This is a genomic window from Enterobacter cloacae complex sp. SHL009 (assembly GCF_049237205.1).
In the GTDB taxonomy this organism is placed as follows: Bacteria; Pseudomonadota; Gammaproteobacteria; order Enterobacterales; family Enterobacteriaceae; genus Enterobacter; species Enterobacter cloacae_M.
The window spans coordinates 1-21,537 of the sequence record NZ_JBMKIW010000001.1; the positions used below are offsets into that span (position 1 = coordinate 1).

At 56.6% G+C, this 21,537-nt stretch carries 21 protein-coding genes and 2 tRNA genes; 12 read left to right on the forward strand and 11 right to left on the reverse strand.

Going from position 1 to position 21,537, the window contains the following annotated elements:
• Positions 1–30 precede the first annotated feature (30 nt).
• The 4 genes from ACOTZC_RS00005 to pnuC all read left to right on the forward strand — a co-directional run bounded on the left by ACOTZC_RS00005 (position 31) and on the right by pnuC (position 2,221).
• A tRNA-Lys gene (locus ACOTZC_RS00005) sits at positions 31–106 on the forward strand.
• Positions 107–137: 31 nt separating this feature from the next.
• A tRNA-Lys gene (locus ACOTZC_RS00010) sits at positions 138–213 on the forward strand.
• Between the two features lie 222 nt (positions 214–435).
• Complete coding sequence (gene nadA / locus ACOTZC_RS00015) at positions 436–1,479, forward strand: quinolinate synthase NadA (protein ID WP_252040758.1); 1,044 nt, start codon at positions 436–438, stop codon at positions 1,477–1,479.
• Positions 1,480–1,501: 22 nt separating this feature from the next.
• Positions 1,502–2,221, forward strand: coding sequence for a nicotinamide riboside transporter PnuC (gene pnuC / locus ACOTZC_RS00020; protein ID WP_047061376.1), 720 nt, complete (start codon positions 1,502–1,504; stop codon positions 2,219–2,221).
• Here pnuC and zitB read toward each other — a convergent pair.
• Both zitB and ACOTZC_RS00030 read right to left on the reverse strand, forming a co-directional pair.
• A complete protein-coding gene (gene zitB / locus ACOTZC_RS00025) occupies positions 2,218–3,156 on the reverse strand; it encodes a CDF family zinc transporter ZitB (RefSeq protein ID WP_023310802.1) in 939 nt (312 codons plus the stop codon). The two genes, pnuC and zitB, sit on opposite strands and share 4 nt — an antisense overlap.
• Positions 3,157–3,262: 106 nt before the next feature.
• A complete protein-coding gene (locus ACOTZC_RS00030; protein WP_023310803.1) occupies positions 3,263–3,643 on the reverse strand; it encodes a protein YbgS in 381 nt (126 codons plus the stop codon).
• Between the two features lie 304 nt (positions 3,644–3,947).
• Between ACOTZC_RS00030 and aroG the strand changes: the two genes are divergently transcribed.
• The gene (aroG, locus tag ACOTZC_RS00035) at positions 3,948–5,000 is read left to right on the forward strand and encodes a 3-deoxy-7-phosphoheptulonate synthase AroG (RefSeq protein ID WP_008501110.1); all 1,053 of its coding nucleotides are present in this window, start codon (positions 3,948–3,950) and stop codon (positions 4,998–5,000) included.
• 60 nt (positions 5,001–5,060) lie between these two features.
• On the opposite strand, the gene gpmA is transcribed toward aroG, so the two are convergent.
• The 7 genes from gpmA to modE form a co-directional block, all read right to left on the reverse strand.
• On the reverse strand, positions 5,061–5,813 hold the full coding sequence (gpmA, locus tag ACOTZC_RS00040; protein WP_023310804.1) for a 2,3-diphosphoglycerate-dependent phosphoglycerate mutase: 753 nt from the start codon (positions 5,811–5,813) through the stop codon (positions 5,061–5,063).
• A 206-nt stretch (positions 5,814–6,019) separates the two neighbouring features.
• Positions 6,020–7,060, reverse strand: a complete 1,041-nt coding sequence (galM, locus tag ACOTZC_RS00045) for a galactose-1-epimerase (RefSeq protein ID WP_348941812.1) — start codon at positions 7,058–7,060, stop codon at positions 6,020–6,022.
• Complete coding sequence (gene galK / locus ACOTZC_RS00050; protein WP_045403812.1) at positions 7,054–8,202, reverse strand: galactokinase; 1,149 nt, start codon at positions 8,200–8,202, stop codon at positions 7,054–7,056. The genes galM and galK overlap by 7 nt, the downstream gene beginning before the upstream one ends.
• 5 nt (positions 8,203–8,207) lie before the next feature.
• Entirely contained in the window at positions 8,208–9,254 is a 1,047-nt protein-coding gene (gene galT / locus ACOTZC_RS00055) for a galactose-1-phosphate uridylyltransferase (RefSeq protein ID WP_045357773.1), read from the reverse strand.
• Positions 9,255–9,263: 9 nt separating this feature from the next.
• Positions 9,264–10,280: a UDP-glucose 4-epimerase GalE gene (gene galE, locus ACOTZC_RS00060; RefSeq protein WP_023334950.1), complete on the reverse strand. Its 1,017-nt coding sequence runs from the start codon at positions 10,278–10,280 to the stop codon at positions 9,264–9,266.
• A 200-nt stretch (positions 10,281–10,480) separates the two neighbouring features.
• Complete coding sequence (modF, locus tag ACOTZC_RS00065) at positions 10,481–11,953, reverse strand: molybdate ABC transporter ATP-binding protein ModF (RefSeq protein WP_248212312.1); 1,473 nt, start codon at positions 11,951–11,953, stop codon at positions 10,481–10,483.
• Between the two features lie 67 nt (positions 11,954–12,020).
• On the reverse strand, positions 12,021–12,809 hold the full coding sequence (gene modE, locus ACOTZC_RS00070; RefSeq protein ID WP_045357779.1) for a molybdenum-dependent transcriptional regulator: 789 nt from the start codon (positions 12,807–12,809) through the stop codon (positions 12,021–12,023).
• 127 nt (positions 12,810–12,936) lie between these two features.
• On the opposite strand from modE, the gene ACOTZC_RS00075 reads away from it, so the two are divergent.
• From ACOTZC_RS00075 to modC, 4 genes are all read left to right on the forward strand, one after another.
• On the forward strand, positions 12,937–13,086 hold the full coding sequence (locus ACOTZC_RS00075; RefSeq protein WP_023310811.1) for an AcrZ family multidrug efflux pump-associated protein: 150 nt from the start codon (positions 12,937–12,939) through the stop codon (positions 13,084–13,086).
• Positions 13,087–13,264: 178 nt separating this feature from the next.
• Positions 13,265–14,038: a molybdate ABC transporter substrate-binding protein gene (modA, locus tag ACOTZC_RS00080; RefSeq protein WP_248168887.1), complete on the forward strand. Its 774-nt coding sequence runs from the start codon at positions 13,265–13,267 to the stop codon at positions 14,036–14,038.
• Complete coding sequence (gene modB / locus ACOTZC_RS00085; RefSeq protein ID WP_047173439.1) at positions 14,038–14,727, forward strand: molybdate ABC transporter permease subunit; 690 nt, start codon at positions 14,038–14,040, stop codon at positions 14,725–14,727. Before modA ends, modB begins: the two co-directional genes overlap by 1 nt.
• Positions 14,728–14,729: 2 nt before the next feature.
• Positions 14,730–15,788, forward strand: coding sequence for a molybdenum ABC transporter ATP-binding protein ModC (modC, locus tag ACOTZC_RS00090; protein WP_126302879.1), 1,059 nt, complete (start codon positions 14,730–14,732; stop codon positions 15,786–15,788).
• On the opposite strand, the gene ACOTZC_RS00095 is transcribed toward modC, so the two are convergent.
• Complete coding sequence (locus ACOTZC_RS00095) at positions 15,789–16,607, reverse strand: pyridoxal phosphatase (protein ID WP_174412799.1); 819 nt, start codon at positions 16,605–16,607, stop codon at positions 15,789–15,791.
• Between the two features lie 140 nt (positions 16,608–16,747).
• Between ACOTZC_RS00095 and pgl the strand changes: the two genes are divergently transcribed.
• Positions 16,748–17,743, forward strand: coding sequence for a 6-phosphogluconolactonase (gene pgl / locus ACOTZC_RS00100; protein ID WP_248168888.1), 996 nt, complete (start codon positions 16,748–16,750; stop codon positions 17,741–17,743).
• Positions 17,744–17,863: 120 nt separating this feature from the next.
• Here pgl and ACOTZC_RS00105 read toward each other — a convergent pair whose 3' ends face one another.
• On the reverse strand, positions 17,864–19,147 hold the full coding sequence (locus ACOTZC_RS00105; protein ID WP_047173442.1) for a putative acyl-CoA thioester hydrolase: 1,284 nt from the start codon (positions 19,145–19,147) through the stop codon (positions 17,864–17,866).
• Between the two features lie 226 nt (positions 19,148–19,373).
• On the opposite strand from ACOTZC_RS00105, the gene hutI reads away from it, so the two are divergent.
• Both hutI and hutG read left to right on the forward strand, forming a co-directional pair.
• Positions 19,374–20,597 (forward strand): imidazolonepropionase, encoded by a 1,224-nt coding sequence (gene hutI, locus ACOTZC_RS00110; RefSeq protein ID WP_248168889.1) that lies wholly within the window; start codon positions 19,374–19,376, stop codon positions 20,595–20,597.
• Positions 20,594–21,532, forward strand: coding sequence for a formimidoylglutamase (hutG, locus tag ACOTZC_RS00115; RefSeq protein ID WP_126302876.1), 939 nt, complete (start codon positions 20,594–20,596; stop codon positions 21,530–21,532). The genes hutI and hutG overlap by 4 nt, the downstream gene beginning before the upstream one ends.
• Positions 21,533–21,537 lie beyond the last annotated feature (5 nt).

Consider the following 21,537-nt stretch of genomic DNA (forward strand, 5'->3'; position numbering starts at 1 on the left):
TCCGAGTGATAATTCAGGCAACACCAAAAAGGGTCGTTAGCTCAGTTGGTAGAGCAGTTGACTTTTAATCAATTGGTCGCAGGTTCGAATCCTGCACGACCCACCAGCCTGAATAAATTTGAAGTACATCCCGCAAGGGGTCGTTAGCTCAGTTGGTAGAGCAGTTGACTTTTAATCAATTGGTCGCAGGTTCGAATCCTGCACGACCCACCAGTGTAAAAAGGCGCCCTAAAGGCGCCTTTTTGCTATCTGCCGTCTGTGCAGGTCGGGCAAGGTGAAGCCGCCTGCCGACAAATGCTATCCGCACCTATTTCCGGTGACTTTTCCTCTCATATTCGCTATCTTGTTTAGTATACAAAACACAATTGCCATGCGTTTTGCTATGTCATGCAAAAGAAAGGCAATATTGTTAAGCCCGTAAAACGAGAAGCCATAATGAGTGTGATGTTTGATCCTGAAGCCGCAATTTATCCGTTTCCGCCAAAGCCTGTCCCGCTAAGCCAGGACGAAAAGCAATTCTACCGTGAGAAGATCAAACGTCTTCTTAAAGAACGAGATGCGGTGATGGTGGCCCATTACTACACCGACCCGGAAATTCAGCAGCTGGCGGAAGAGACCGGGGGCTGTATTTCTGACTCACTGGAGATGGCACGCTTCGGTGCAAGACATCCCGCTTCCACGCTGCTGGTTGCTGGCGTGCGTTTTATGGGTGAAACGGCAAAGATCCTGAGCCCTGAAAAAACCATTCTGATGCCGACGCTTAATGCGGAGTGTTCACTGGATCTCGGCTGCCCGATTGACGAATTCACGGCCTTCTGTGACGCCCACCCTGACCGGACCGTGGTGGTTTACGCCAACACCTCTGCGGCGGTAAAAGCGCGTGCAGACTGGGTTGTCACCTCCAGCATCGCCGTTGAGCTGATTGAACATCTGGACTGCCTTGGCGAGAAAATTATCTGGGCGCCTGACCGCCATCTTGGAAATTATGTCCAGAAGCAGACGGGGGCTGACGTTCTCTGCTGGCAGGGTGCCTGCATTGTGCACGACGAATTCAAAACCCAGGCGCTGGCGCGCATGAAGGCACTTTATCCTGACGCCGCGATTCTTGTTCACCCTGAATCACCCCAGTCTATTGTCGACATGGCGGACGCCGTGGGCTCAACCAGCCAGCTTATCAACGCGGCCAGAACGTTGCCTAACGGGCAGCTCATCGTGGCGACCGATCGCGGTATCTTCTACAAGATGCAGCAGGCCGTGCCGGAGAAAGAGCTCCTTGAAGCGCCAACGGCGGGCGAGGGCGCAACGTGTCGCAGCTGTGCGCACTGCCCGTGGATGGCGATGAACGGCCTGAAGGCCATTGCCGAAGGGCTCGAGACGGGCGGTGCAGCACATGAAATCCATGTGGATGCCGCCCTGCGTGAAGGTGCGTTAATTCCGCTTAACCGCATGCTGGATTTTGCGGCTACACTACGTACTTAATTCAAAACGTCCCGGGGAAAAGATGGATTTTTTTAGCACGCAGAACATTCTGGTTCATATACCGATTGGTGCAGGTGGCTATGACCTGTCATGGATTGAGGCCGTTGGCACGCTGGCGGGATTACTCTGTATCTGGCTGGCAAGCCTGGAGAAGATCAGCAACTACGCGTTCGGGCTGATTAACGTTACGCTGTTTGCGATTATCTTCTTCCAGATCCAGCTGTACGCCAGCCTGCTTTTGCAGCTGTTCTTCTTTGCCGCCAATATTTACGGCTGGTACGCGTGGTCGCGTCAGAACAGCCAGCAGGAGGCCGAGCTGCAGATCCGCTGGCTGCCCCTGCCCAAAGCTATCGCCTGGTTCGTCGCTTGCGTGGTGGCCATTGGCTTAATGACCGTCTACATCAACCCGGTGTTTGCGTTCCTGACCCGCGTTGCCGTGTCGGTCATGTCCGGTTTCGGCCTGAACGTGACGATGCCCGAGCTCCAGCCGGATGCCTTCCCGTTCTGGGATTCCTGCATGATGGTGCTGTCGATTGCGGCGATGATCCTGATGACGCGAAAATACGTTGAGAACTGGCTGCTGTGGGTCATCATCAACGTTATTAGCGTAGCGATCTTCGCTCTGCAGGGCGTCTATGCGATGTCGCTGGAATATCTGCTGTTGACCTTCATCGCGCTGAACGGCAGCCGGATGTGGATTAAGAGCGCGCGTGAGCGAGGTTCTCACGCGCTTTCCAGCTAGTGGTGATGCTGATGTGAATGTCCGGACTGCGCCTCGTTAAGGTGGCAGTCCGGCCCGTTACAGGGCTGATACTCCATCTGGATGGTGGCGTGGCCAATTTCGTAGTGATGTTCAAGAAAATGCTGGATGCGCTCAAGCAGTGCATCGTGGTCGTGAGGCGGGATCACCTGGACGTGCAGCGTCATGACCGGTTTTTCCCCCACCAGCCAGACGTGCACGTGATGAACGTTGCGTACTTCCGGGACTGAACGGCGCAGGTTGCGCTTCAGCTCTTCAATATCCATAGATGTCGGTGCCCCTTCAAGCAGTTCATTCACGCTCTCCTTCAGCAGTCGCCAGGCGCTGCGCAAGACCAGACATGACACCAGCACGGACAGAATCGGATCGACAGGCGTCCAGCCGGTATAGAGGATCACCAGCGCGGCGACGATCGCCCCGACTGAGCCGAGCAAATCACCCAGGACATGCAGAGCCGCAGCGCGCACGTTGAGGTTCTTTTCTCCGCTGCCGCGGTGCAGAATCCAGAAGGCCAGGATATTTGCCAGCAGCCCCGCCACTGCAATCACCATCATTGTTGTCCCGGCGATTGGCTGCGGGTGTCTGAAGCGCTGTACGGCCTCCCAGACGATAAGAACGGTGATGACCACCAGCGCAATAGCGTTCACAAACGCGGCAAGGGTTGTCAGCCTCAGCCAGCCGAAGGTATGGCGCGCATTGGGAGGACGACGCGCAAACTGTACCGCCAGGAGGGCGAAGAGCAGCGCTGCGGCATCGGTCAGCATATGCCCGGCATCAGCCAGTAGCGCCAGAGAGCCGGAAATCAGGCCGCCAATGACCTCGATAACCATAAACGTTGCCGTGACGCCAAAGGCCAGCATCAGTCGTTTAGCGTTGTCGTTGCCGGGAGAGTGTGAGTGGGAATGGGAGTGCGCCATATCTGCTTTCATGATGTGTTATTGTTTTTAGTGTAGCGTTTTTAATAGGTTACTCCAAAAAGAAAGGAGAGCCTGAGCTCTCCTTTTTCTTACCGGTTACCACCCCTTACTGGGTTGTGCCATCGGTTTTGGTATTCGCGTCGTTCCCTACTTTATCATTAGGATCGGGGCATTTGCCGTCCTTACACATCGAGTTCTTATGAACCTCATCCGAACTCATATTGTCATGATTCATGGTGCCGGAACCGCTGCTGTTGGGATGCAGCATAGTGCCGCCGGTGTTGGTGTTACCGGTATTGATCTGGCTGTTGTCGACATTATTCGGGGCGATGTTCTGTTTCGCATCAGGGGCGGGTTGGCCTGCTGCCGCAGCGGCATTGGCATCCCCGTTGCTATCGGATGTGCCCGTTTCCGCGGCCAGGACGCTGCCGCTTGCCAGAGTGAGTGTGGCGGTCAGGAAGAGGGTTGCCAGTTTAGTCATTTTCATCATGGTGCTCCTGTTCTTGTCGTTACGCTGGATAACTTTCTCCAACAGTGCATCTCTTTCAGAGGCGAAAGATTCCGCCTCACGGACTTACGTCAGTAGGGAATCGCGTTTAAGCGTTTAAAATTGGTTGTTACAGTTAAAAAGCTTAGGTTAGATCTCGTTTTTCGCTATTTTGTGGCGATTTTTAGGCGAATTCCAGGAATTATCTGCGTGAAGTGTAAAACCGTGTTTACACTTCCTGGTCGACAAGATAGATTGAAAGGATTGCTTTCATTACTAAAGATATGGCAGAGCTGGAACGAAGATGAATTATCAGAACGACGATTTACGCATTAAAGAGATCAATGAGTTATTACCTCCTGTAGCGCTCCTTGAGAAATTCCCCGCCACTGAAAATGCCGCAAACACGGTTTCTCATGCTCGTAAAGCGATCCATAAGATCCTGAAAGGTAATGACGATCGTCTTCTGGTGGTGATTGGCCCGTGCTCCATTCACGATCCTGCAGCTGCGAAAGAGTACGCAGCCCGTCTGCTCACTCTGCGTGAAGAGCTGAAGGACGAGCTTGAAATCGTAATGCGCGTCTATTTTGAAAAACCGCGCACCACCGTGGGCTGGAAAGGGCTGATTAACGATCCGCATATGGATAACAGCTTCCAGATCAACGACGGTCTGCGCATTGCGCGCAAGCTGCTGCTGGAGATCAACGACAGCGGCCTGCCTGCTGCCGGTGAATTCCTGGACATGATTACGCCACAATACCTGGCAGACCTGATGAGCTGGGGCGCAATTGGTGCGCGCACGACTGAATCTCAGGTTCATCGTGAGCTGGCTTCCGGTCTCTCTTGCCCGGTGGGTTTCAAAAACGGCACTGACGGCACCATTAAGGTGGCTATCGACGCCATCAACGCAGCGGGTGCGCCGCACTGCTTCCTGTCCGTAACCAAATGGGGCCATTCCGCCATCGTTAACACCAGCGGGAACGGTGACTGCCATATCATTCTGCGCGGCGGCAAAGAGCCGAACTACAGCGCGAAACACGTGGCAGAAGTGAAGGTCGGGCTGGAAAAAGCCGGGCTGCCACCGCAGGTGATGATCGATTTCAGCCATGCCAACTCCAGCAAGCAGTTTAAAAAGCAGATGGAAGTGGGTGCAGACGTCTGCCAGCAGATTGCCGGCGGTGAGAAGGCGGTGATTGGGGTGATGATCGAAAGCCATCTGGTTGAAGGTAACCAGAACCTGGAAGGCAGCGAGCCGCTGGTGTATGGCAAAAGCGTCACCGATGCCTGCATTGGCTGGGACGATACCGATGCTATCCTGCGTCAGCTGGCGAATGCGGTAAAAGCGCGTCGCGGCTGAATTCTCAGTCATAAATAAAAAGCGCGGAAGGCTCCGCGCTTTTTTTATATCTGGCGAAAATTACTTCGCTTTACCCTGGTTCGCGACAGCCGCTGCTTTCGCCGCGATCTCTTCTGCGTTACCCAGATAGTAGTGTTTGATTGGCTTGAAGTTTTCGTCGAACTCATACACCAGCGGTACGCCGGTTGGGATGTTCAGTTCGAGGATTTCGTCTTCACCCATGTTGTCCAGGTATTTCACCAGCGCACGCAGGGAGTTACCGTGAGCCGCGATGATCACGCGCTCGCCGCTTTTCAGGCGTGGCAGAATGGTTTCGTTCCAGTAAGGCACAACGCGGTCGATGGTCAGCGCCAGGCTTTCGGTGGTTGGCAGCTCAGCGTCGGTCAGCTTCGCGTAACGCGGATCGTGGCCCGGGTAGCGCTCGTCATCTTTGGTCAGCTCTGGTGGGGTGATTGCGAAGCCGCGACGCCACTGTTTAACCTGCTCGTCGCCATATTTCTCAGCGGTTTCCGCTTTGTTCAGGCCCTGCAGCGCACCGTAGTGACGTTCGTTCAGTTTCCAGGACTTCTCAACCGGCAGCCAGGCCTGATCCAGTTCGTCCAGCACGTTCCACAGGGTGTGGATGGCACGTTTCAGCACAGAGGTGTAAGCAAAATCAAAGCTGAAGCCTTCTTCCTTCAGCAGTTTACCTGCTGCTTTTGCTTCGCTTACGCCTTTCTCAGACAGATCAACGTCGTACCAACCGGTAAAGCGGTTTTCGTTGTTCCACTGGCTTTCGCCGTGACGCACCAGAACCAGCTTAGTAATAGCCATCTCTTACTCCTCAAGCATTTTTAGAATGATAACAATTCTCATTATATTGCCGTGGCCGTGCCACCAGCAACGCTTAACCCTAACCATAGCGAAAATAGTCTCTGAGTGTAAGATGCTTGTGAATCCAGGGTTATGATTTTGTCTGCGATCGGCGCTATTTTCAGCAAGGCGCGCAGAAAAAAGCCCTCCGGAGGGAGGGCTGGATATTAATGCGGAATAAAATGATATTCCGTCACGCTCACGTACTCTTCACCCGGGCGCAGCACGCAGTCCGGCTGTGGCCATTCAGGATGGTTCGGGCTGTCCGGCAGGAACTCGCTCTCCAGCGCCAGGCCTTGCCAGTCGCTGTACTCATCGTGTTCGCGCGCCGTCGTGCCTCCGAGGTAGTTGCCTGAGTAAAACTGCAGGGCGGGGGCGGTGGTATAAACCGTCATCTGCAGTTTCTCATCCGCAGACCAGACCTGCGCGGCAGGCTGTTTCACATCGCCTTTGGCCTGCAGCAGGAAAGCGTGATCGTAGCCTTTCACCTTGCGCTGATCGTCATCGCTCATGAAATCCTGGGCGATGGACTTCGCGCTGCGGAAGTCAAAGCTGGTGCCGCTCACGTCTTTGAGGCCCTGATATGGAATGCCCATCTCGTCAACCGGCAGATACGCATCCGCCAGGATCTGCAGCTTATGGTTACGCACGTCGCACTGGCTACCGTCCAGGTTGAAATACGCGTGATTGGTCAGATTGACCGGACACGGCTTGTCGACCGTCGCACGGTATTCGATGGCGATACGGTTGTCGTCGGTCAGCGTAAAGCGCGCGGACGCGACAAGGTTCCCCGGAAAGCCCTGGTCGCCATCAGGCGAATCCAGCGAGAACAGAACTTCGCCATCGTTTTGACGAACAATCTTCCAGCGGCGTTTATCAAACCCGTCCGGTCCGCCGTGCAGCTGGTTCTCACCCTGGCTTGGAAGCAGGGTGTACTGCACGCCGTCGAGTTCAAAACGGCTTTTCGCGATGCGGTTAGCATAGCGCCCAACGGACGCGCCAAGATAGGCGGACTGATTGACGTACTGCTCAGGCGAGGCGCAGCCGAGCAGAGTCTCACGCACGCTGCCGTCCGGCATCGGTACGCGGGCAGAAAGAAGGGTTGCCCCCCAGTCCATCACCGTAACGACCATCCCCGCGCGATTGCGCAGGGTTAACAGGCGATACGGCAGACCATCCGGTGCAAGGGTAGGTGTTTCGTTTAGCACTGTCCGGCTCCTTGTGATGCTTTGCAAACATAGAAGGTTTCTTTGATGCCCGTTTTTGCTTCGTACTGCTTCGCCACGGCATCCTGTACGGCAGGGACCAGCTCCTCAGGCACCAGCGCAACGATGCAGCCGCCAAAACCGCCGCCCGTCATGCGCACGCCGCCTTTGTCGCCGATGGTGGCTTTAACGATGTCCACCAGGGTGTCGATCTGCGGCACGGTGATTTCAAAATCATCGCGCATGGAGGCGTGAGATTCCGCCATCAGCTCACCCATGCGTTTCAGATCGCCTTTCGCCAGCGCGGACGCGGCTTCAACGGTACGGGCATTTTCCGTCAGCACGTGACGAACGCGTTTGGCGACGACCGGATCCAGCTCGTGTGCCACTTTGTTAAATTCATTGAGCGTCACGTCGCGCAGGGCAGGCTGCTGGAAGAAGCGGGCGCCGGTTTCGCATTGCTCGCGGCGGGTATTGTATTCGCTGCCCACCAGCGTGCGCTTAAAGTTGCTGTTAATGATGACGACAGCCGCGCCTTTTGGCAGGGGAACGGCTTTGGTACCCAGCGAGCGGCAATCAATTAACAGGGCATGCTCTTTTTTGCCGAGCGCGGAGATCAGCTGGTCCATAATGCCGCAGTTACAGCCCACGAACTGATTTTCTGCTTCCTGACCATTCAGGGCAATTTGCGCGCCGTCCAGCGGCAGATGATAAAGCTGCTGGAACACGGTGCCCACGGCGACTTCCAGCGACGCAGAGGAGCTTAAGCCCGCACCCTGCGGCACGTTGCCGCTGATAACTAAATCGGCGCCGCCAAAGTTCTTGTTGCGCTTCTGAAGGTGTTTCACCACGCCGCGCACGTAGTTAGACCACTGCTGGCTGTCGTGCGTCACAATCGGGGCATCGAGAGAAAACTCGTCCGTCTCATTACCGTAATCCGCCGCAATCACGCGAACTTTACGGTCGTCGCGCTTCGCGCAGCTGATGACTGTCTGGTAATCGATGGCGCACGGCAGCACGAAACCGTCGTTATAGTCGGTGTGTTCACCGATCAGGTTAACGCGGCCTGGCGCCTGGATAACGTGGGTGGCAGGGTAGCCAAATTTCTCAGCAAACAGGGATTGGGTTTTATCTTTCAGACTCATTTTTTTTAGACTCCTGATTCGCGATAGTGGACGTCGCTAACGGCACGCAGACGTTCTGCCGCCTGTTCCGCCGTCAGGTCACGCTGGGTTTCCGCCAGCATTTCATAGCCCACCATAAATTTACGCACCGTCGCAGAGCGCAGCAGCGGCGGATAGAAATGGGCGTGCAGCTGCCAGTGTTGATTCTCTTCGCCGTTAAACGGGGCGCCGTGCCAGCCCATGGAGTACGGGAAGGAGCACTGGAACAGGTTGTCGTAACGGCTGGTGAGCTTTTTCAGCGCCAGGGCAAGGTCGTCGCGCTGCGCGTCGCTGAGATCGGTGATGCGCTGCACGTGTGCTTTCGGCAGCAGTAGCGTTTCAAACGGCCAGGCGGCCCAGTAAGGGACGACGGCCAGCCAGTGTTCGGTTTCCACCACGGTGCGGCTGCCGTCGGCCAGCTCGCGCCGGGTATAGTCCACCAGCATCGGCGAACCGTTTTCCGCGAAATACGCTTTCTGCAGACGGTCTTCACGCTCGGCTTCGTTAGGCAGGAAGCTGTTCGCCCAGATCTGGCCGTGCGGGTGCGGGTTTGAGCAGCCCATGGCCGCGCCTTTGTTTTCGAACACCTGCACCCACGGATAGCTCTGCCCCAGCTCTGCGGTTTGCGCCTGCCAGGTGCTGACGACCTCTTTCAGCGCGTCCACGCTCAGCTCGGGCAGCGTTTTGCTGTGATCCGGCGAGAAGCAGATCACGCGACTGGTTCCGCGCGCGCTTTCGCAGCGCATCAGCGGATCGTGGCTTTCCGGCGCGTCCGGCGTGTCGGTCATCAGGGCGGCAAAATCGTTGGTGAACACGAAGGTGCCTTTGTAGTCAGGGTTTTTGTCCCCGGTGACGCGCGTGTTGCCCGGACAGAGGAAGCAGTCCGGGTCATGCTGTGGCAGCGTCTGTTTTGCAGGCGTCTCCTGAGCCCCCTGCCAGGGGCGCTTGGCGCGATGCGGGGAGACCAAAATCCATTGCCCGCTTAACGGGTTAAAACGACGATGCGGATGATCGACGGGATTAAATTGCGTCATGACGGATCCTTAGTCCGGATAGCCTTGCGGGTGGCGTGACTGCCAGTGCCAGGTATCCTGTGCCATTTCATCAAGCGTGCGCGTCACACGCCAGTTGAGCTCTTTGTCGGCTTTGGTGGCATCGGCCCAGTAAGCAGGCAGGTCGCCATCACGACGCGGAGCGAAGTGGTAGTTCACCGGCTTACCGCAGGCTTTGCTGAAGGCGTTAACCACGTCCAGCACGCTGCTGCCGACCCCGGCGCCGAGGTTGTAAATATGCACGCCCGGTTTGTTGGCCAGCTGTTGCATAGCCGCAACGTGACCGTCGGCCAAATCCATCACGTGGATGTAGTCGCGCACACCGGTGCCGTCTTCGGTCGGATAGTCATTGCCAAAAATCGCCAGCGAGTCGCGGCGACCCACGGCAACCTGGGCGATATACGGCATCAGGTTGTTCGGGATGCCCTGCGGATCTTCACCCATGTCGCCGGACGGATGCGCGCCGACCGGGTTGAAGTAGCGCAGCAGCGCGATGCTCCACTCCGGCTGCGCTTTTTGCAGGTCGGTCAGGATCTGCTCCACCATCAGCTTGCTTTTGCCGTACGGGCTTTGCGGGGTACCGGTCGGGAAGCTTTCAACGTAAGGGATTTTGGGCTGATCGCCGTAAACGGTGGCGGAGGAGCTGAAGATAAAGTTTTTGACGTTGGCCGCGCGCATGGCGGAGATGAGACGCAGGGTACCGTTGACGTTGTTGTCGTAATACTCGAGCGGCTTCGCAACGGATTCACCGACTGCTTTCAGACCTGCGAAATGGATCACCGCTTCGATGGCGTGGTCGTGAAGGATCTCGGTCATCAGCGCTTCGTTGCGGATGTCGCCTTCCACGAAAGTCGGTTGTTTACCGCCAAGGCGTTCAATCACCGGCAGCACGCTGCGCTTACTGTTGCACAGGTTGTCGAGGATGATGACGTCGTGACCGTTTTGCAGCAGTTGCACGCAGGTATGACTACCTATGTAACCGCTACCACCTGTTACCAGAACTCGCATATTTCGCTCCATTGGGCTTATGGTATGTAATAACCATAGCATAACAGAGACGCGAAAAGTGTGACATGGGATAAAATAGTGGAATCGTTTACACTCGTTTTAACACTCGCTTTTTCAATGACTGAGAGCATTCTAGATCAAAGAGATAGCGATGTATTGATGCAAGTTATCTGAAAAGAGGAGGGCAGAGCCCTCCACGGTTAATCGACGTTGCTGAGAAGGTAGCGATAACCCTCACCGTCCGGCACAAACTCCAGGCGATGGGTGATGCAGGAGGGGGCATCTTCAGCGTGATGTGAAACGAACAGCAGCTGCGTTTCACCTTCGCTAATCAGCACGTCCACAAAGCGGCGGATAAGCTGGCGGTTCAACGGGTCGAGTCCCTGCAGCGGTTCGTCGAGGATCAGCAGCGTAGGGTGTTTCACCAGCGCGCGAACGATCAGCGCCAGACGCTGCTGCCCCCACGACAGACTATGAAACGGCGCGTCAGCGACCCGGTTGTCCATGCCCAGAATGTCCAGCCACTGCTGGGCCAGCTTGTGCTGTTTGTCCGACACCGCCTGATAAATGCCGATCGAGTCAAAATATCCGGAAAGGATCACGTTGCGTACCGTGGTACTGACCCGGTAATCCAGATGCAGGCTGCTGCTGACATAGCCGATATGTTTTTTTATATCCCAGATGGTTTCGCCGCTGCCGCGACGCCGACCAAACAGCGTCAGATCGTTGCTATAGCCCTGCGGGTGATCGCCGGTGATCAGGCTCAGCAGCGTGGATTTCCCCGCGCCGTTAGGGCCGACAATCTGCCAGTGATCGCCGGGATTGACCGTCCAGCTAAGACGGTTGAGGATCGGGCGATCGTCATAAGAGACAATCCCATCCCGCAGCACGATGCGCGGCTGGTGGGGATCGAGCGCATGGCGGGCCGAAGGGGCGTCAGGTTCCGGAAGGGTAATTCCGTCGAGCTGTTCGCTGTGCGCGAGCTGGGCAATTAGCGCCTGCTTGAGCAGCGCTGTTTTTTCACCGGTCTCGGTCAGGTTACAGTCGGCCAGTACGCCCGCGTGCTGAATAAAGTCCGGAATTTCATCGAAGCGGTTAAGCACCAAAACCAGGGTATATCCCTGCTGATTAAGCGACTCCAGCAGGGACGCCAGCTGCGCACGGGACTGCACGTCAAGGCCGTCAAACGGTTCGTCGAGGATAAGCAGCTCGGGCTCGCTCATCAGCGCCTGGCAAAGCAGCGTTTTTCGCGTCTCGCCGGTAGAAAGGTATTTGAAGCGCCGGTTGAGCAGGGCGGTGATACCGAACCGTTCTGCCAGGCGCTGACAGCGGGCGGGATCTTTCACCTCATCCTGAATAATTTCCGCCGTCGTACGGCCGGTATCTTCTTCGCCTGGGCTGAGTAAATCAGTGTTATTGCGCTGCCACTCCTCGCTTACCAGCTTTTGCAGTTGTTCAAATGACAGGCGCGTCAGGCGCGTAAAGTCGCCCTGGTATTCGCCCTTGAGGAGGGGGAGTTCGCCGGCCAGCGCGCGGGCCAGCGCGGATTTACCGCTGCCGTTAGTGCCGACAAACGCCCAGCTTTCACCCGCGCGTATCGTCAAATCAGCAATCGTCAGCGTTCGGGTATCGCTAAGACGAAACGTGCCTTGCGAAATATGCAATGATGACATGATTTATCCCTGTTTTTGCAGCACCAGATATCAGGGATACGCACTGTCGGCGCGATTGTCAATGCGCTCAGCACAATGTGGCGATAATTACCCGGTCTGCGTTGAACCAGGCGGTAACGACAGAACCGTCTTCTAAACCTTCCGCTTCGCTAAGCGGTATGGTCGCGCAAAGCGGTTGCCCGTCTGCCAGGGTCATTAGCACTTCGCACTGCGCCTGGCCGCGTTCGATATGGCTGATTGCGCCCTGAAGCTGGTTATCGGCCGCCTTTGCGGCGTCGGGATCGCGCGTAATATTGACCCACGGCGCTTTCAGCAGAACCAGCACCTCTTTACCTTCATCCAGCTCAAGACGTTCCGCGCTTTGCGCCGTTATGGCGGCCTTCAGACGAGTGGTGCCATCGGCAAGCAGGATCTCAATATGCTGCTGTACCTGGAGATTGTCGCGCGCCGTCACCGTTCCAAACCACTGGTTGCGGGCGCTGGTTTGTAACGAGAAGCGGGAAATGGCGGCCAGCAAGCTGTCCAGCGGAACGTTATCGTCGTCGCTCAACACATCGAACGCCTTTTGCTGGATCTGGGCCAGCAGATCGTAAAGCTGAATAAGGCGCTGGCCATAGCGCGTCACGATCGCACCGCCGCCGCCTTTGCCGCCTGTGGCTCTGTCCACCAGCGGTTGTTCGCTCAGGGTGTTCATTTCGTTGATGGCGTCCCAGGCACTTTTGTAGCTGATGCCCGCGTTTTTCGCCCCCTGGCTAATCGAGCCCGTTTGTTCTATTTGTTTAAGCAGGGCGATACGTCGCGGATCGGCGAAAAGCTTTTGCTGAAGTCGTAAAGTGAGGAGAATTTCGGCCTGCATAACAGTGTCCTGGCAAAAAGAGTATTGTGACCCAAATGGTGCAGGGCGCAAAGGGTACCGCACAAAAGGGGATGTTTTTCTCACTTGAAAGGGTAGAATGAGCTATTCACAATATCTGGAGAAAACCATGTTAGAGTTGTTGAAAAGTCTGGTATTCGCCGTGATCATGGTACCAGTAGTGATGGCCATCATCCTCGGTGCCATCTACGGCCTGGGTGAAGTGTTCAACGTCTTTTCGAACATTGGTCACAAAGACCAGGCTAAAAAGCAGCATTGATTCCCCACAAAACGCCCGGCGAGTCCGGGCGTTTTGCTCTCAAGATTTTCCCGTCTACGCCGATATTATTTAACGCATCACCCCGGTTTACCCCTTCAGCGGTACGATTAAACGCTGGGATCTCCCTGACGTTACCGTTATATTAATATGTATATAACGCTACTCACAGGAGTTACAGATGGCACGTTCATGGGTACGCCTTTTCGCAGGGGCAACGCTGACGCTTTCTCTTACCGGACACGCGCTGGCGGACGAAGGTAAAATTACGGTCTTTGCGGCGGCGTCGCTGACCAACGCGCTGCAGGACATCGCGGCGGCGTATAAAAAAGAGAAAAACGTCGAGGTGGTCTCCTCGTTTGCCTCTTCCTCTACGCTGGCGCGCCAGATAGAAGCGGGCGCACCGGCGGATCTGTTCATCTCGGCTGACCAGAAGTGGATGGATTACGCGGCGGAGAAGAAATCGATTGATGCCACATCCCGCGAAACGCTGCTGGGCAATAGCCTGGTTGTCGTGGCGCCAAAAGCCAGCGTGCAGGCGGACTTCACCATCAACAAACAGACCAACTGGACGAGACTGCTAAACGGTGGCCGTCTGGCGGTGGGCGACCCGGAGCACGTTCCGGCCGGGATTTATGCCAAAGAAGCGCTGCAAAAGCTGGGTGCATGGGAGACATTGTCACCGAAGCTGGCCCCGGCGGAAGATGTGCGCGGCGCGCTGGCGCTGGTAGAGCGCAATGAAGCTCCGCTGGGCATTGTGTATGGCTCTGATGCCGTTGCCAGTAAAGGGGTAAAAGTGGTCGCAACGTTCCCGGAAGACTCCCACAAGAAAGTGGAATATCCTGTTGCGATTGTTGATGGACATAAAAATGCGGCCGTGACGGCCTTCCGCGATTATCTGAAGGGGCCGGAGGCGTCCGCGATCTTTAAACGTTACGGATTTACGACTCACTGATGATATTGACCGATCCTGAATGGCAGGCTGTTCTGCTGAGCCTTAAAGTCTCTTCCCTGGCGGTTGCGCTGAGCTTGCCCTTTGGGATCTTCTTTGCCTGGCTACTGGTTCGCTGTCGGTTTCCCGGCAAAACGCTGCTCGACAGCGTGCTGCATCTTCCGCTCGTTTTGCCGCCCGTGGTGGTCGGTTACCTGCTGCTGATTTCGATGGGGCGACGCGGTTTTATCGGCGAGAAGCTCTACGACTGGTTTGGGCTGACGTTTGCGTTTAGCTGGCGCGGTGCGGTACTGGCGGCGGCGGTGATGTCATTCCCGCTGATGGTGAGGGCGATCCGCCTCGCGCTGGAAGGCGTGGACATGAAGCTCGAACAGGCGGCCCGTACGCTCGGTGCCGGGCGCTGGCGCGTCTTTTTCACCATCACGCTCCCGCTTACGCTACCGGGCATTATTGTCGGGACGGTACTGGCCTTCGCCCGCTCGCTGGGCGAGTTTGGCGCGACCATCACGTTTGTGTCGAACATCCCCGGCGAGACGCGAACCATCCCGTCGGCAATGTATACTCTGATTCAAACGCCGGGCGGTGAAGGCGCGGCGGCGCGGCTGTGTATTATTTCAATTTTGCTGGCGTTGGCATCGCTAATGGTGTCTGAATGGCTGGCGCGGCTCAGCCGCCAGCGGATGGGGAAATAAGCATGCTGGAACTCCATTTCACCCAGACGCTGGGAAACCATACCCTGACGCTTAACGAGACGCTGCCTGCAAGCGGTATCACTGCCATCTTCGGCGTCTCGGGAGCGGGAAAAACGTCGCTGATAAATGCTATCAGTGGTCTGACGCGGCCGCAGTCAGGACGGATTGTATTGAATAACCGCGTCTTAAACGACGTGGAAAACAAGGTTTATCTCACGCCGGATAAACGCCGCATTGGCTATGTTTTCCAGGACGCGCGCTTATTCCCGCACTATAGCGTGCGCGGCAACCTGCGTTACGGCATGGCGAAAAGCATGGCCGGACAGTTTGATAAGCTGGTGACGCTTTTAGGCATTGAGCCTCTGCTCGACAGGCTGCCATCCTCACTCTCCGGCGGAGAAAAACAGCGCGTGGCCATTGGCCGCGCGTTGCTGACCGCCCCCGAGCTGCTGCTGCTCGACGAACCGCTGGCCTCGCTCGATATTCCGCGTAAACGGGAACTTCTGCCTTATCTACAGCGCCTGACCCGGGAAATTAATATTCCGATGCTCTACGTTAGTCATTCGCTGGATGAGATCCTGCATCTCGCCGACAGGGTGCTGGTGCTGGAAGAGGGCAGCGTGAAGGCGTTCGGCAACCTGGAAGAGGTGTGGGGCAGCAGCGTAATGCACCCGTGGTTACCCAGGGAACAGCAGAGCAGCATTCTTAAAGTGAGCGTTCTGGAACACCATCCGCACTACGCGATGACCGCCCTGGCGCTGGGCGACCAGCATCTGTGGGTCAATAAGATCGACAAACCGCTACAGTCCGCGCTGAGAATTCGCATCCAGGCGTCGGACGTCTCGCTGGTGCTGCAGCCGCCGCTGCAAACCAGTATTCGAAATATTCTGCGCGCCAAAGTGGCGGAGTGTTTTGATGATAACGGGCAGGTGGAAGTGAAGCTTGAAGTCGGCAGCAGGAAGCTCTGGGCGCGCATCAGCCCGTGGGCGAGGGATGAGTTAGGGATCAAACCCGGCCTGTGGCTTTACGCGCAAATTAAGAGCGTCTCGATCACCGCCTGATTACAGCAGGTGGGTGTAAATGTACTGCGCGATGCTGTCGGTGGTGTTGTCGCCAATCACCACGTTAGCGCGCGCTTTTACCGCGTCGTCGGCATTGCCCATCGCCACGCCGGTACCGGCGGCTTCCAGCATGCTGATGTCGTTGTAGTTGTCGCCGAAGGCGATCACGTCACGCATCGACCCGCCCTGAGACTCTACATACTGCGTCAGGCGCTTGCCTTTGCTGTTGCCTTTGCGGGCAATGTCCACCTGGTCATGCCAGGACCATTCGCACTCCAGACCCAGCGTTTGTTCCACGTGTTTTGCGAAGGTATTCAGTTTGGTGGTGTCTTCATCGGTCAGGGCGAATTTCCAGATTGCCTCAACGTCCTGGGCGGCCTGACGCAGGGAGGAAACCTGGGTAAAGACCGGACGCTGCGCTTCAGGCAGGGACAACGCCCAGTTGCTGGTGCGCACCACGTGGCCGGTAGGGCGCTCGTACAGCATCGCGTTATCCACATACATCAGTCCGTGAACGGCATGCTCATCCAGCAGATCGATCAGCTGCAGCGCCTGGGGAACCGGCAGCGGGTCGGATTCTAAAACCTTTTTTGCCTGATAATCATACAAATAAGTGCCATTACAACAAATTGCAGGTGTATCTAACGCCAGTGCCTGATAAAAAGGGTGAATGGCAACGTGATGTCGACCCGTTACGATAAGGAGTTGATATCCCGCTTCCTGCGCGCGTTTTAGCGCCTCAAGGGAGGAGGGGAGAAGGGTTTTTTGCGGCGTCAGTAAGGTACCGTCTAAATCCAGAGCAATCACACGCGAGGTCATCTGTTTTCCCGGGTTAATATTGAATTTACGTTTTGATGGGATGGTACACCGAGAGGCGAACGCTTCAAAACTCCTGTCGACAATTCAGCATTCACCGTCAAAAGTTAACTACTTTCATGCGCAGTGAGGAGTGAATATTCATGAAACAAACCGTTTATACCGCCAGTCCTGAAAGCCAGCAGATCCACGTCTGGCGTTTAAATACCGAAGGGACACTCACGCTGGTTCAGGTTGTAGATGTGCCAGGCCAGGTACAGCCGATGGTCATCAGCCCGGATAAACGTTTCTTGTACGTGGGTGTGCGCCCGGAGTTTCGCGTGCTGGCCTATCGCATTTCTCCGGACGATGGCGCGCTGACGTACACTGCCGAAGCCCCGTTGCCGGGCAGCCCAACCCATATCTCGACCGATCGTAAAGGCAACTTTGTCTTCAGCGGATCGTATAACGCGGGCTGCGTCAGCGTAACGCGTCTGGAAGAGGGCATTCCGGTCGAAACCTTGGATGTGGTGGAAGGGCTTGAAGGCTGCCACTCGGCGAATATCTCTCCGGATAACCGCACGCTGTGGGTGCCTGCGCTGAAGCAGGATCGTATCTGCCTGTTCACCCTGAGTGACGATGGTCACCTGGTGGCGCAGAATCCTGCCGAAGTGACTACCGTTGAAGGCGCCGGCCCGCGCCATATGGTCTTCCATCCGAACCAGCAGTACGCCTATGTGGTTAATGAACTGAACAGCTCGGTGGACGTATGGGAGCTGAAAGATCCTAACGGTCAGATCGAGTGCGTGCAGACGCTGGACATGATGCCGTCTGATTTCTCCGATACCCGCTGGGCGGCGGATATCCACATTACGCCAAATGGTCGCCATCTGTACGCCTGTGACCGTACCTCCAGCCTGATTACCGTGTTTAGCGTCTCTGAAGACGGCAGCGTGCTGGCGATTGAAGGGTTCCAGCCAACGGAAACCCAGCCGCGCGGCTTTAATATCGATCACAGCGGTAAATACCTGATTGCGGCGGGGCAGAAATCCCACCACATCGCGCTGTATGAAATTAAAGGCGAGCAGGGGCTATTGGAAGAGAAAGGACGTTACGCCGTAGGCCAGGGGCCAATGTGGGTCGTGGTAAACGCTCACTAAGCGGCTACAAACAAAAAACCTCGCGAATGCGAGGTTTTTTTATGCCCGGTGGCAGTGCGTCTACCGGGCCTACGGGTTATGTATGCCGGGTAAGGCGAAGCCGCCACCCGGCAAAACAGCTTACTGCTTCGGCTCAGTAACCACTTTGCTACCCAGACCGCGGTTGTTGTATTCCCACATGCGGTTGAAGTTAGCGTCGTTCAGGTTGCGCTGCACGTTCCCTTTATCATCCACCGCACCGGTGTTGCCGGAGAATGGACGTTTGGAGATCGCGGCATCAGCCCACGGCTTCGCCATGTTGAAGCCTTCGTTGATCACGCTGTCGCGGATCACGACCTGACCGTTGGTCGCAGAGTCCACGTCCAGGGAGCGTCCCAGCTGCGCCACGCCGTCACCGGCAGCATTAAAGCGGCTGTTCACGGCCAGGAAGCCGTAGAAGAGGTTAGACTGGGTTGCCGGAGCAAACACGTAACCTTCCTGCTGAGTACGTGAGTTCACCACGCGGAAATCGGTATTATCAAACACCACCGCGCCGCGACCGGACACCAGATCCACGTCACCTTCAACGTAGCTGTTGGTCACCAGGGTACGGGTCAGGCGGTTATTCTGCAGGGTGTTCTGCACGCCGCTGTTGGTCACGAAGAAGGTGTTCTGACGGCCAAGAATGTTGACGTTGTTAATCTGCACCTTATCGCCATCGCTACGCAGCGCAACGGCCTGGTGGCTGCCGGCATCAACGCTGTCGCCCAGGGTATTCTGAATGGTCAGGTTCTGCAGCTGCAGACCGTTATTCTGAGACCAGAACACCGCCGAGCACATCACGCCAATGGTGGCGGAACGCTTGCTCTGGCAGTTATCAAACATATACCAAGCCGGTTTGCCCGGCATATATTTACCGGCCGGGTTCACCAGGTGACGCCAGGTGTTGCTGTCGATTTCGGAATCAATCGCCAGGCCAATTTTTACGTCGATCGCTTTTTCGCCCAGACCGTAAAGCGTAATGCTGCCCGGTGCCGCCGGAACATACACGGTGCCTTCATATTCACCCGGCAGGATCGCGATGTACTGGCGAGACGCGCTGTGTTTAGTGATGGCAGCATCAACCGCAGCCTGAATAGAGGTATGCGTTACGCCCTGCGCACCCGCCGGGCCAACCACGAAGTCAGGCTGTTTAGGCAGGTTGATAGAAGACGGTGTCCACGGCGCAGCGTTAGGATCCATCGCCGAGAAGTAGTGCGCACGATCGAAGTTCTTCGCTTCATCAGCGGACAAAATCGGGCGGGAGGCGGTACCGGGCGCAACCTGCTCAGAAGGGCGCTGATCCGGTGGTGTTGAACTGCATGCGGATAAGGTCACGCCAAAGGCGAGTGCTAACGCCAGACGGGAAATCCTGGAAATGTTCAAGGTAGAGCTCCTGGGTATGCAAGTCTTAAACGGGATAGACGAAATAGCCTGCTTTTTTATACTAAGTTGAGCGAAACGGGAAGATAAAAAGGGTAAAAGTTGCATTTTTAGCCCCGGAGCGGCAGGTAAGTGATCACAAATAAATAACATTTTCAGTCAAGGCGGTTGACAGTAGACGGTGGATGCAAATAAATGTCTATACAACCTAAGACAAGTGGAATGCCCCATGCAGCAGATTCATCCCGACGATGTAATATGGCGAAATGCGCGACTGGCTACGATGGCTCCGGACGTACCTGCGCCTTATGGACTGAAAGAGCAACACGCCCTGGTCGTGCGCGGCCACACTATTCTGGCCGCGATCCCTGAATCTGACATTTCTTCCGGACACCGTCACTGTGTCGATCTTCAGGGACGTCTGGTCACGCCTGGCCTGATTGACTGCCATACCCACCTGGTATTTGGCGGCGACCGCGCGGCGGAGTGGGAGCAGCGTCTGAACGGCGTCTCTTATCAAACCATTAGCGCCCAGGGGGGCGGGATTAACGCTACCGTGACGGCGACGCGCAGCAGCTCAGCCGAAACCTTGCTGAAACTGGCGCAGCAGCGGCTCCAGCGTCTCATGAATGAAGGCGTGACGACCGTTGAAATTAAATCAGGATACGGCCTCAACGCCGAGGCCGAAGAGAAGATGCTGCAGGTTGCCCGCCAGCTGGGCCTCAATAATCCGATTGATATCAGCCCAACGCTGCTGGCGGCCCATGCGGTTCCGCCGGAATACCGGCAGGATCCTGATGCGTACCTCACGCTGGTCTGCGAGCAGATATTGCCCACGCTGTGGCAAAAAGAGTTATATGAAGCAGTCGACGTGTTTTGTGAAAACGTCGGCTTTACCCCGTCGCAAACCGAACGCCTCTTCAAGGCCGCCGCCGCGCTGGGTATCCCGGTGAAAGGGCATGTCGAACAGCTGTCGAATCAGGGCGGCGCGGCGCTGGTCAGCCAGTATAAGGGCCTTTCCGCCGATCATATTGAGTATCTCGACGACGCAGGCGTTCAGGCGATGGCGCAAAGCGGCACGGTTGCGGTCCTGTTGCCGGGTGCGTTCTATTTTCTTCAGGAGCGCCAGCGTCCACCGGTTGAACAGCTCAGAAAACAGGGCGTGCCGATGGCGGTCGCCACCGACTATAACCCCGGCACCAGCCCGTTTACGAGCCTGCACCTGGCGATGAACATGGCCTGCGTCCAGTTTGGCCTGACCCCGGAAGAAGCCTGGGCTGGCGTCACGCGCCATGCCGCGCAGGCGCTGGGCCGCGGTGAAACCCACGGGCAGCTGCGGGCAGGGTTTGTCGCCGATTTTATCGTCTGGGATGCTCATCATCCGGTAGAGATGGTCTACGAGCCGGGACGCAATCCGCTGTATAAACGTATTTTCCGTGGGGAGGCAGTATGAGGTTATGGCGGCCCGTAGCCGAAACCGTCTGGCAGGGGCGCGATGACAGCGCCGAGGCCAGCAGCGCAAAGCGCATTTTCCAGACGATAAAGCAGCAGGGCCAGTTCACGCCGCTTTCATCCGGCATCGCGCTGATAGGCTTTGAATGTGATGAAGGGGTAAAACGCAATCAGGGCAGGCCCGGCGCCGTGCAGGCACCGGATATGCTGCGAAAAGCGCTGGCAAATATGGCAAGCCATCAGGGGCATGACCGGCTGGCGGATATGGGCTCGGTGTACGTTGAAGGCGGCGAGCTGGAAGCGGCACAGCAGGCGTTAAGCGATGCCGTCACGGCCTGTCAGCAGTCCGGGATGCGGACGCTGGTGTTTGGCGGCGGGCACGAAACCGCGTGGGCGCACGGTCGCGGCGTGCTGGACGCCTTCCCGAGCGAGCGGGTTGTCATTATCAACCTTGATGCCCATCTCGATCTGCGCAAGGCCGACCGGGCGACGTCCGGCACCCCGTTTCGCCAGCTGGCGCGCTACTGCGATGAGCGCGGGCGGGAATTTCACTACGCCTGCCTTGGCGTGAGCCGGGCGGCGAACACGCTGGCGCTGTGGGATGAGGCCGAACGCCTGAACGTCACGCTGGTGGAAGATCTTCATTTCAGGCGCGATGCGCTATCCGCCCTGGAAAGGGTGCTGGCGCAGGCCGATCGTATCTATCTGACAATCGACCTGGACGTCCTGCCCGCCAGCGAAATGCCTGCCGTGTCCGCACCGGCTGCGTTAGGCATACCGGCGCTGGATCTTCTCCCGGTTATCGAACAAATCTGCCGCAGCGGTAAGCTACAGGCCGCCGATCTGGTAGAGTTTAACCCGCAGTACGATCGGGACGGGCAGGGCGCTAAGCTCGCCGCCCGCCTGGCCTGGCAAATTGCTCACTGGTGGGCATAACACTA

Bases quoted from the DNA above. Each gene is read 5' to 3' on its own strand.
- modB (WP_047173439.1), top strand. From the start codon at position 14,038: ATGATATTGACCGATCCTGAATGGCAGGCTGTTCTGCTGAGCCTTAAA.
- galK (WP_045403812.1), bottom strand. From the start codon at position 8,202: ATGAGTCTGAAAGATAAAACCCAATCCCTGTTTGCTGAGAAATTTGGC.
- galE (WP_023334950.1), bottom strand. From the start codon at position 10,280: ATGCGAGTTCTGGTAACAGGTGGTAGCGGTTACATAGGTAGTCATACC.
- modC (WP_126302879.1), top strand. From the start codon at position 14,730: ATGCTGGAACTCCATTTCACCCAGACGCTGGGAAACCATACCCTGACG.
- galT (WP_045357773.1), bottom strand. From the start codon at position 9,254: ATGACGCAATTTAATCCCGTCGATCATCCGCATCGTCGTTTTAACCCG.
- pnuC (WP_047061376.1), top strand. From the start codon at position 1,502: ATGGATTTTTTTAGCACGCAGAACATTCTGGTTCATATACCGATTGGT.
- ACOTZC_RS00030 (WP_023310803.1), bottom strand. From the start codon at position 3,643: ATGAAAATGACTAAACTGGCAACCCTCTTCCTGACCGCCACACTCACT.
- modF (WP_248212312.1), bottom strand. From the start codon at position 11,953: ATGTCATCATTGCATATTTCGCAAGGCACGTTTCGTCTTAGCGATACC.
- hutG (WP_126302876.1), top strand. From the start codon at position 20,594: ATGAGGTTATGGCGGCCCGTAGCCGAAACCGTCTGGCAGGGGCGCGAT.
- gpmA (WP_023310804.1), bottom strand. From the start codon at position 5,813: ATGGCTATTACTAAGCTGGTTCTGGTGCGTCACGGCGAAAGCCAGTGG.
- nadA (WP_252040758.1), top strand. From the start codon at position 436: ATGAGTGTGATGTTTGATCCTGAAGCCGCAATTTATCCGTTTCCGCCA.
- ACOTZC_RS00095 (WP_174412799.1), bottom strand. From the start codon at position 16,607: ATGACCTCGCGTGTGATTGCTCTGGATTTAGACGGTACCTTACTGACG.
- modE (WP_045357779.1), bottom strand. From the start codon at position 12,809: ATGCAGGCCGAAATTCTCCTCACTTTACGACTTCAGCAAAAGCTTTTC.
- aroG (WP_008501110.1), top strand. From the start codon at position 3,948: ATGAATTATCAGAACGACGATTTACGCATTAAAGAGATCAATGAGTTA.
- pgl (WP_248168888.1), top strand. From the start codon at position 16,748: ATGAAACAAACCGTTTATACCGCCAGTCCTGAAAGCCAGCAGATCCAC.
- modA (WP_248168887.1), top strand. From the start codon at position 13,265: ATGGCACGTTCATGGGTACGCCTTTTCGCAGGGGCAACGCTGACGCTT.
- hutI (WP_248168889.1), top strand. From the start codon at position 19,374: ATGCAGCAGATTCATCCCGACGATGTAATATGGCGAAATGCGCGACTG.
- ACOTZC_RS00075 (WP_023310811.1), top strand. From the start codon at position 12,937: ATGTTAGAGTTGTTGAAAAGTCTGGTATTCGCCGTGATCATGGTACCA.
- zitB (WP_023310802.1), bottom strand. From the start codon at position 3,156: ATGGCGCACTCCCATTCCCACTCACACTCTCCCGGCAACGACAACGCT.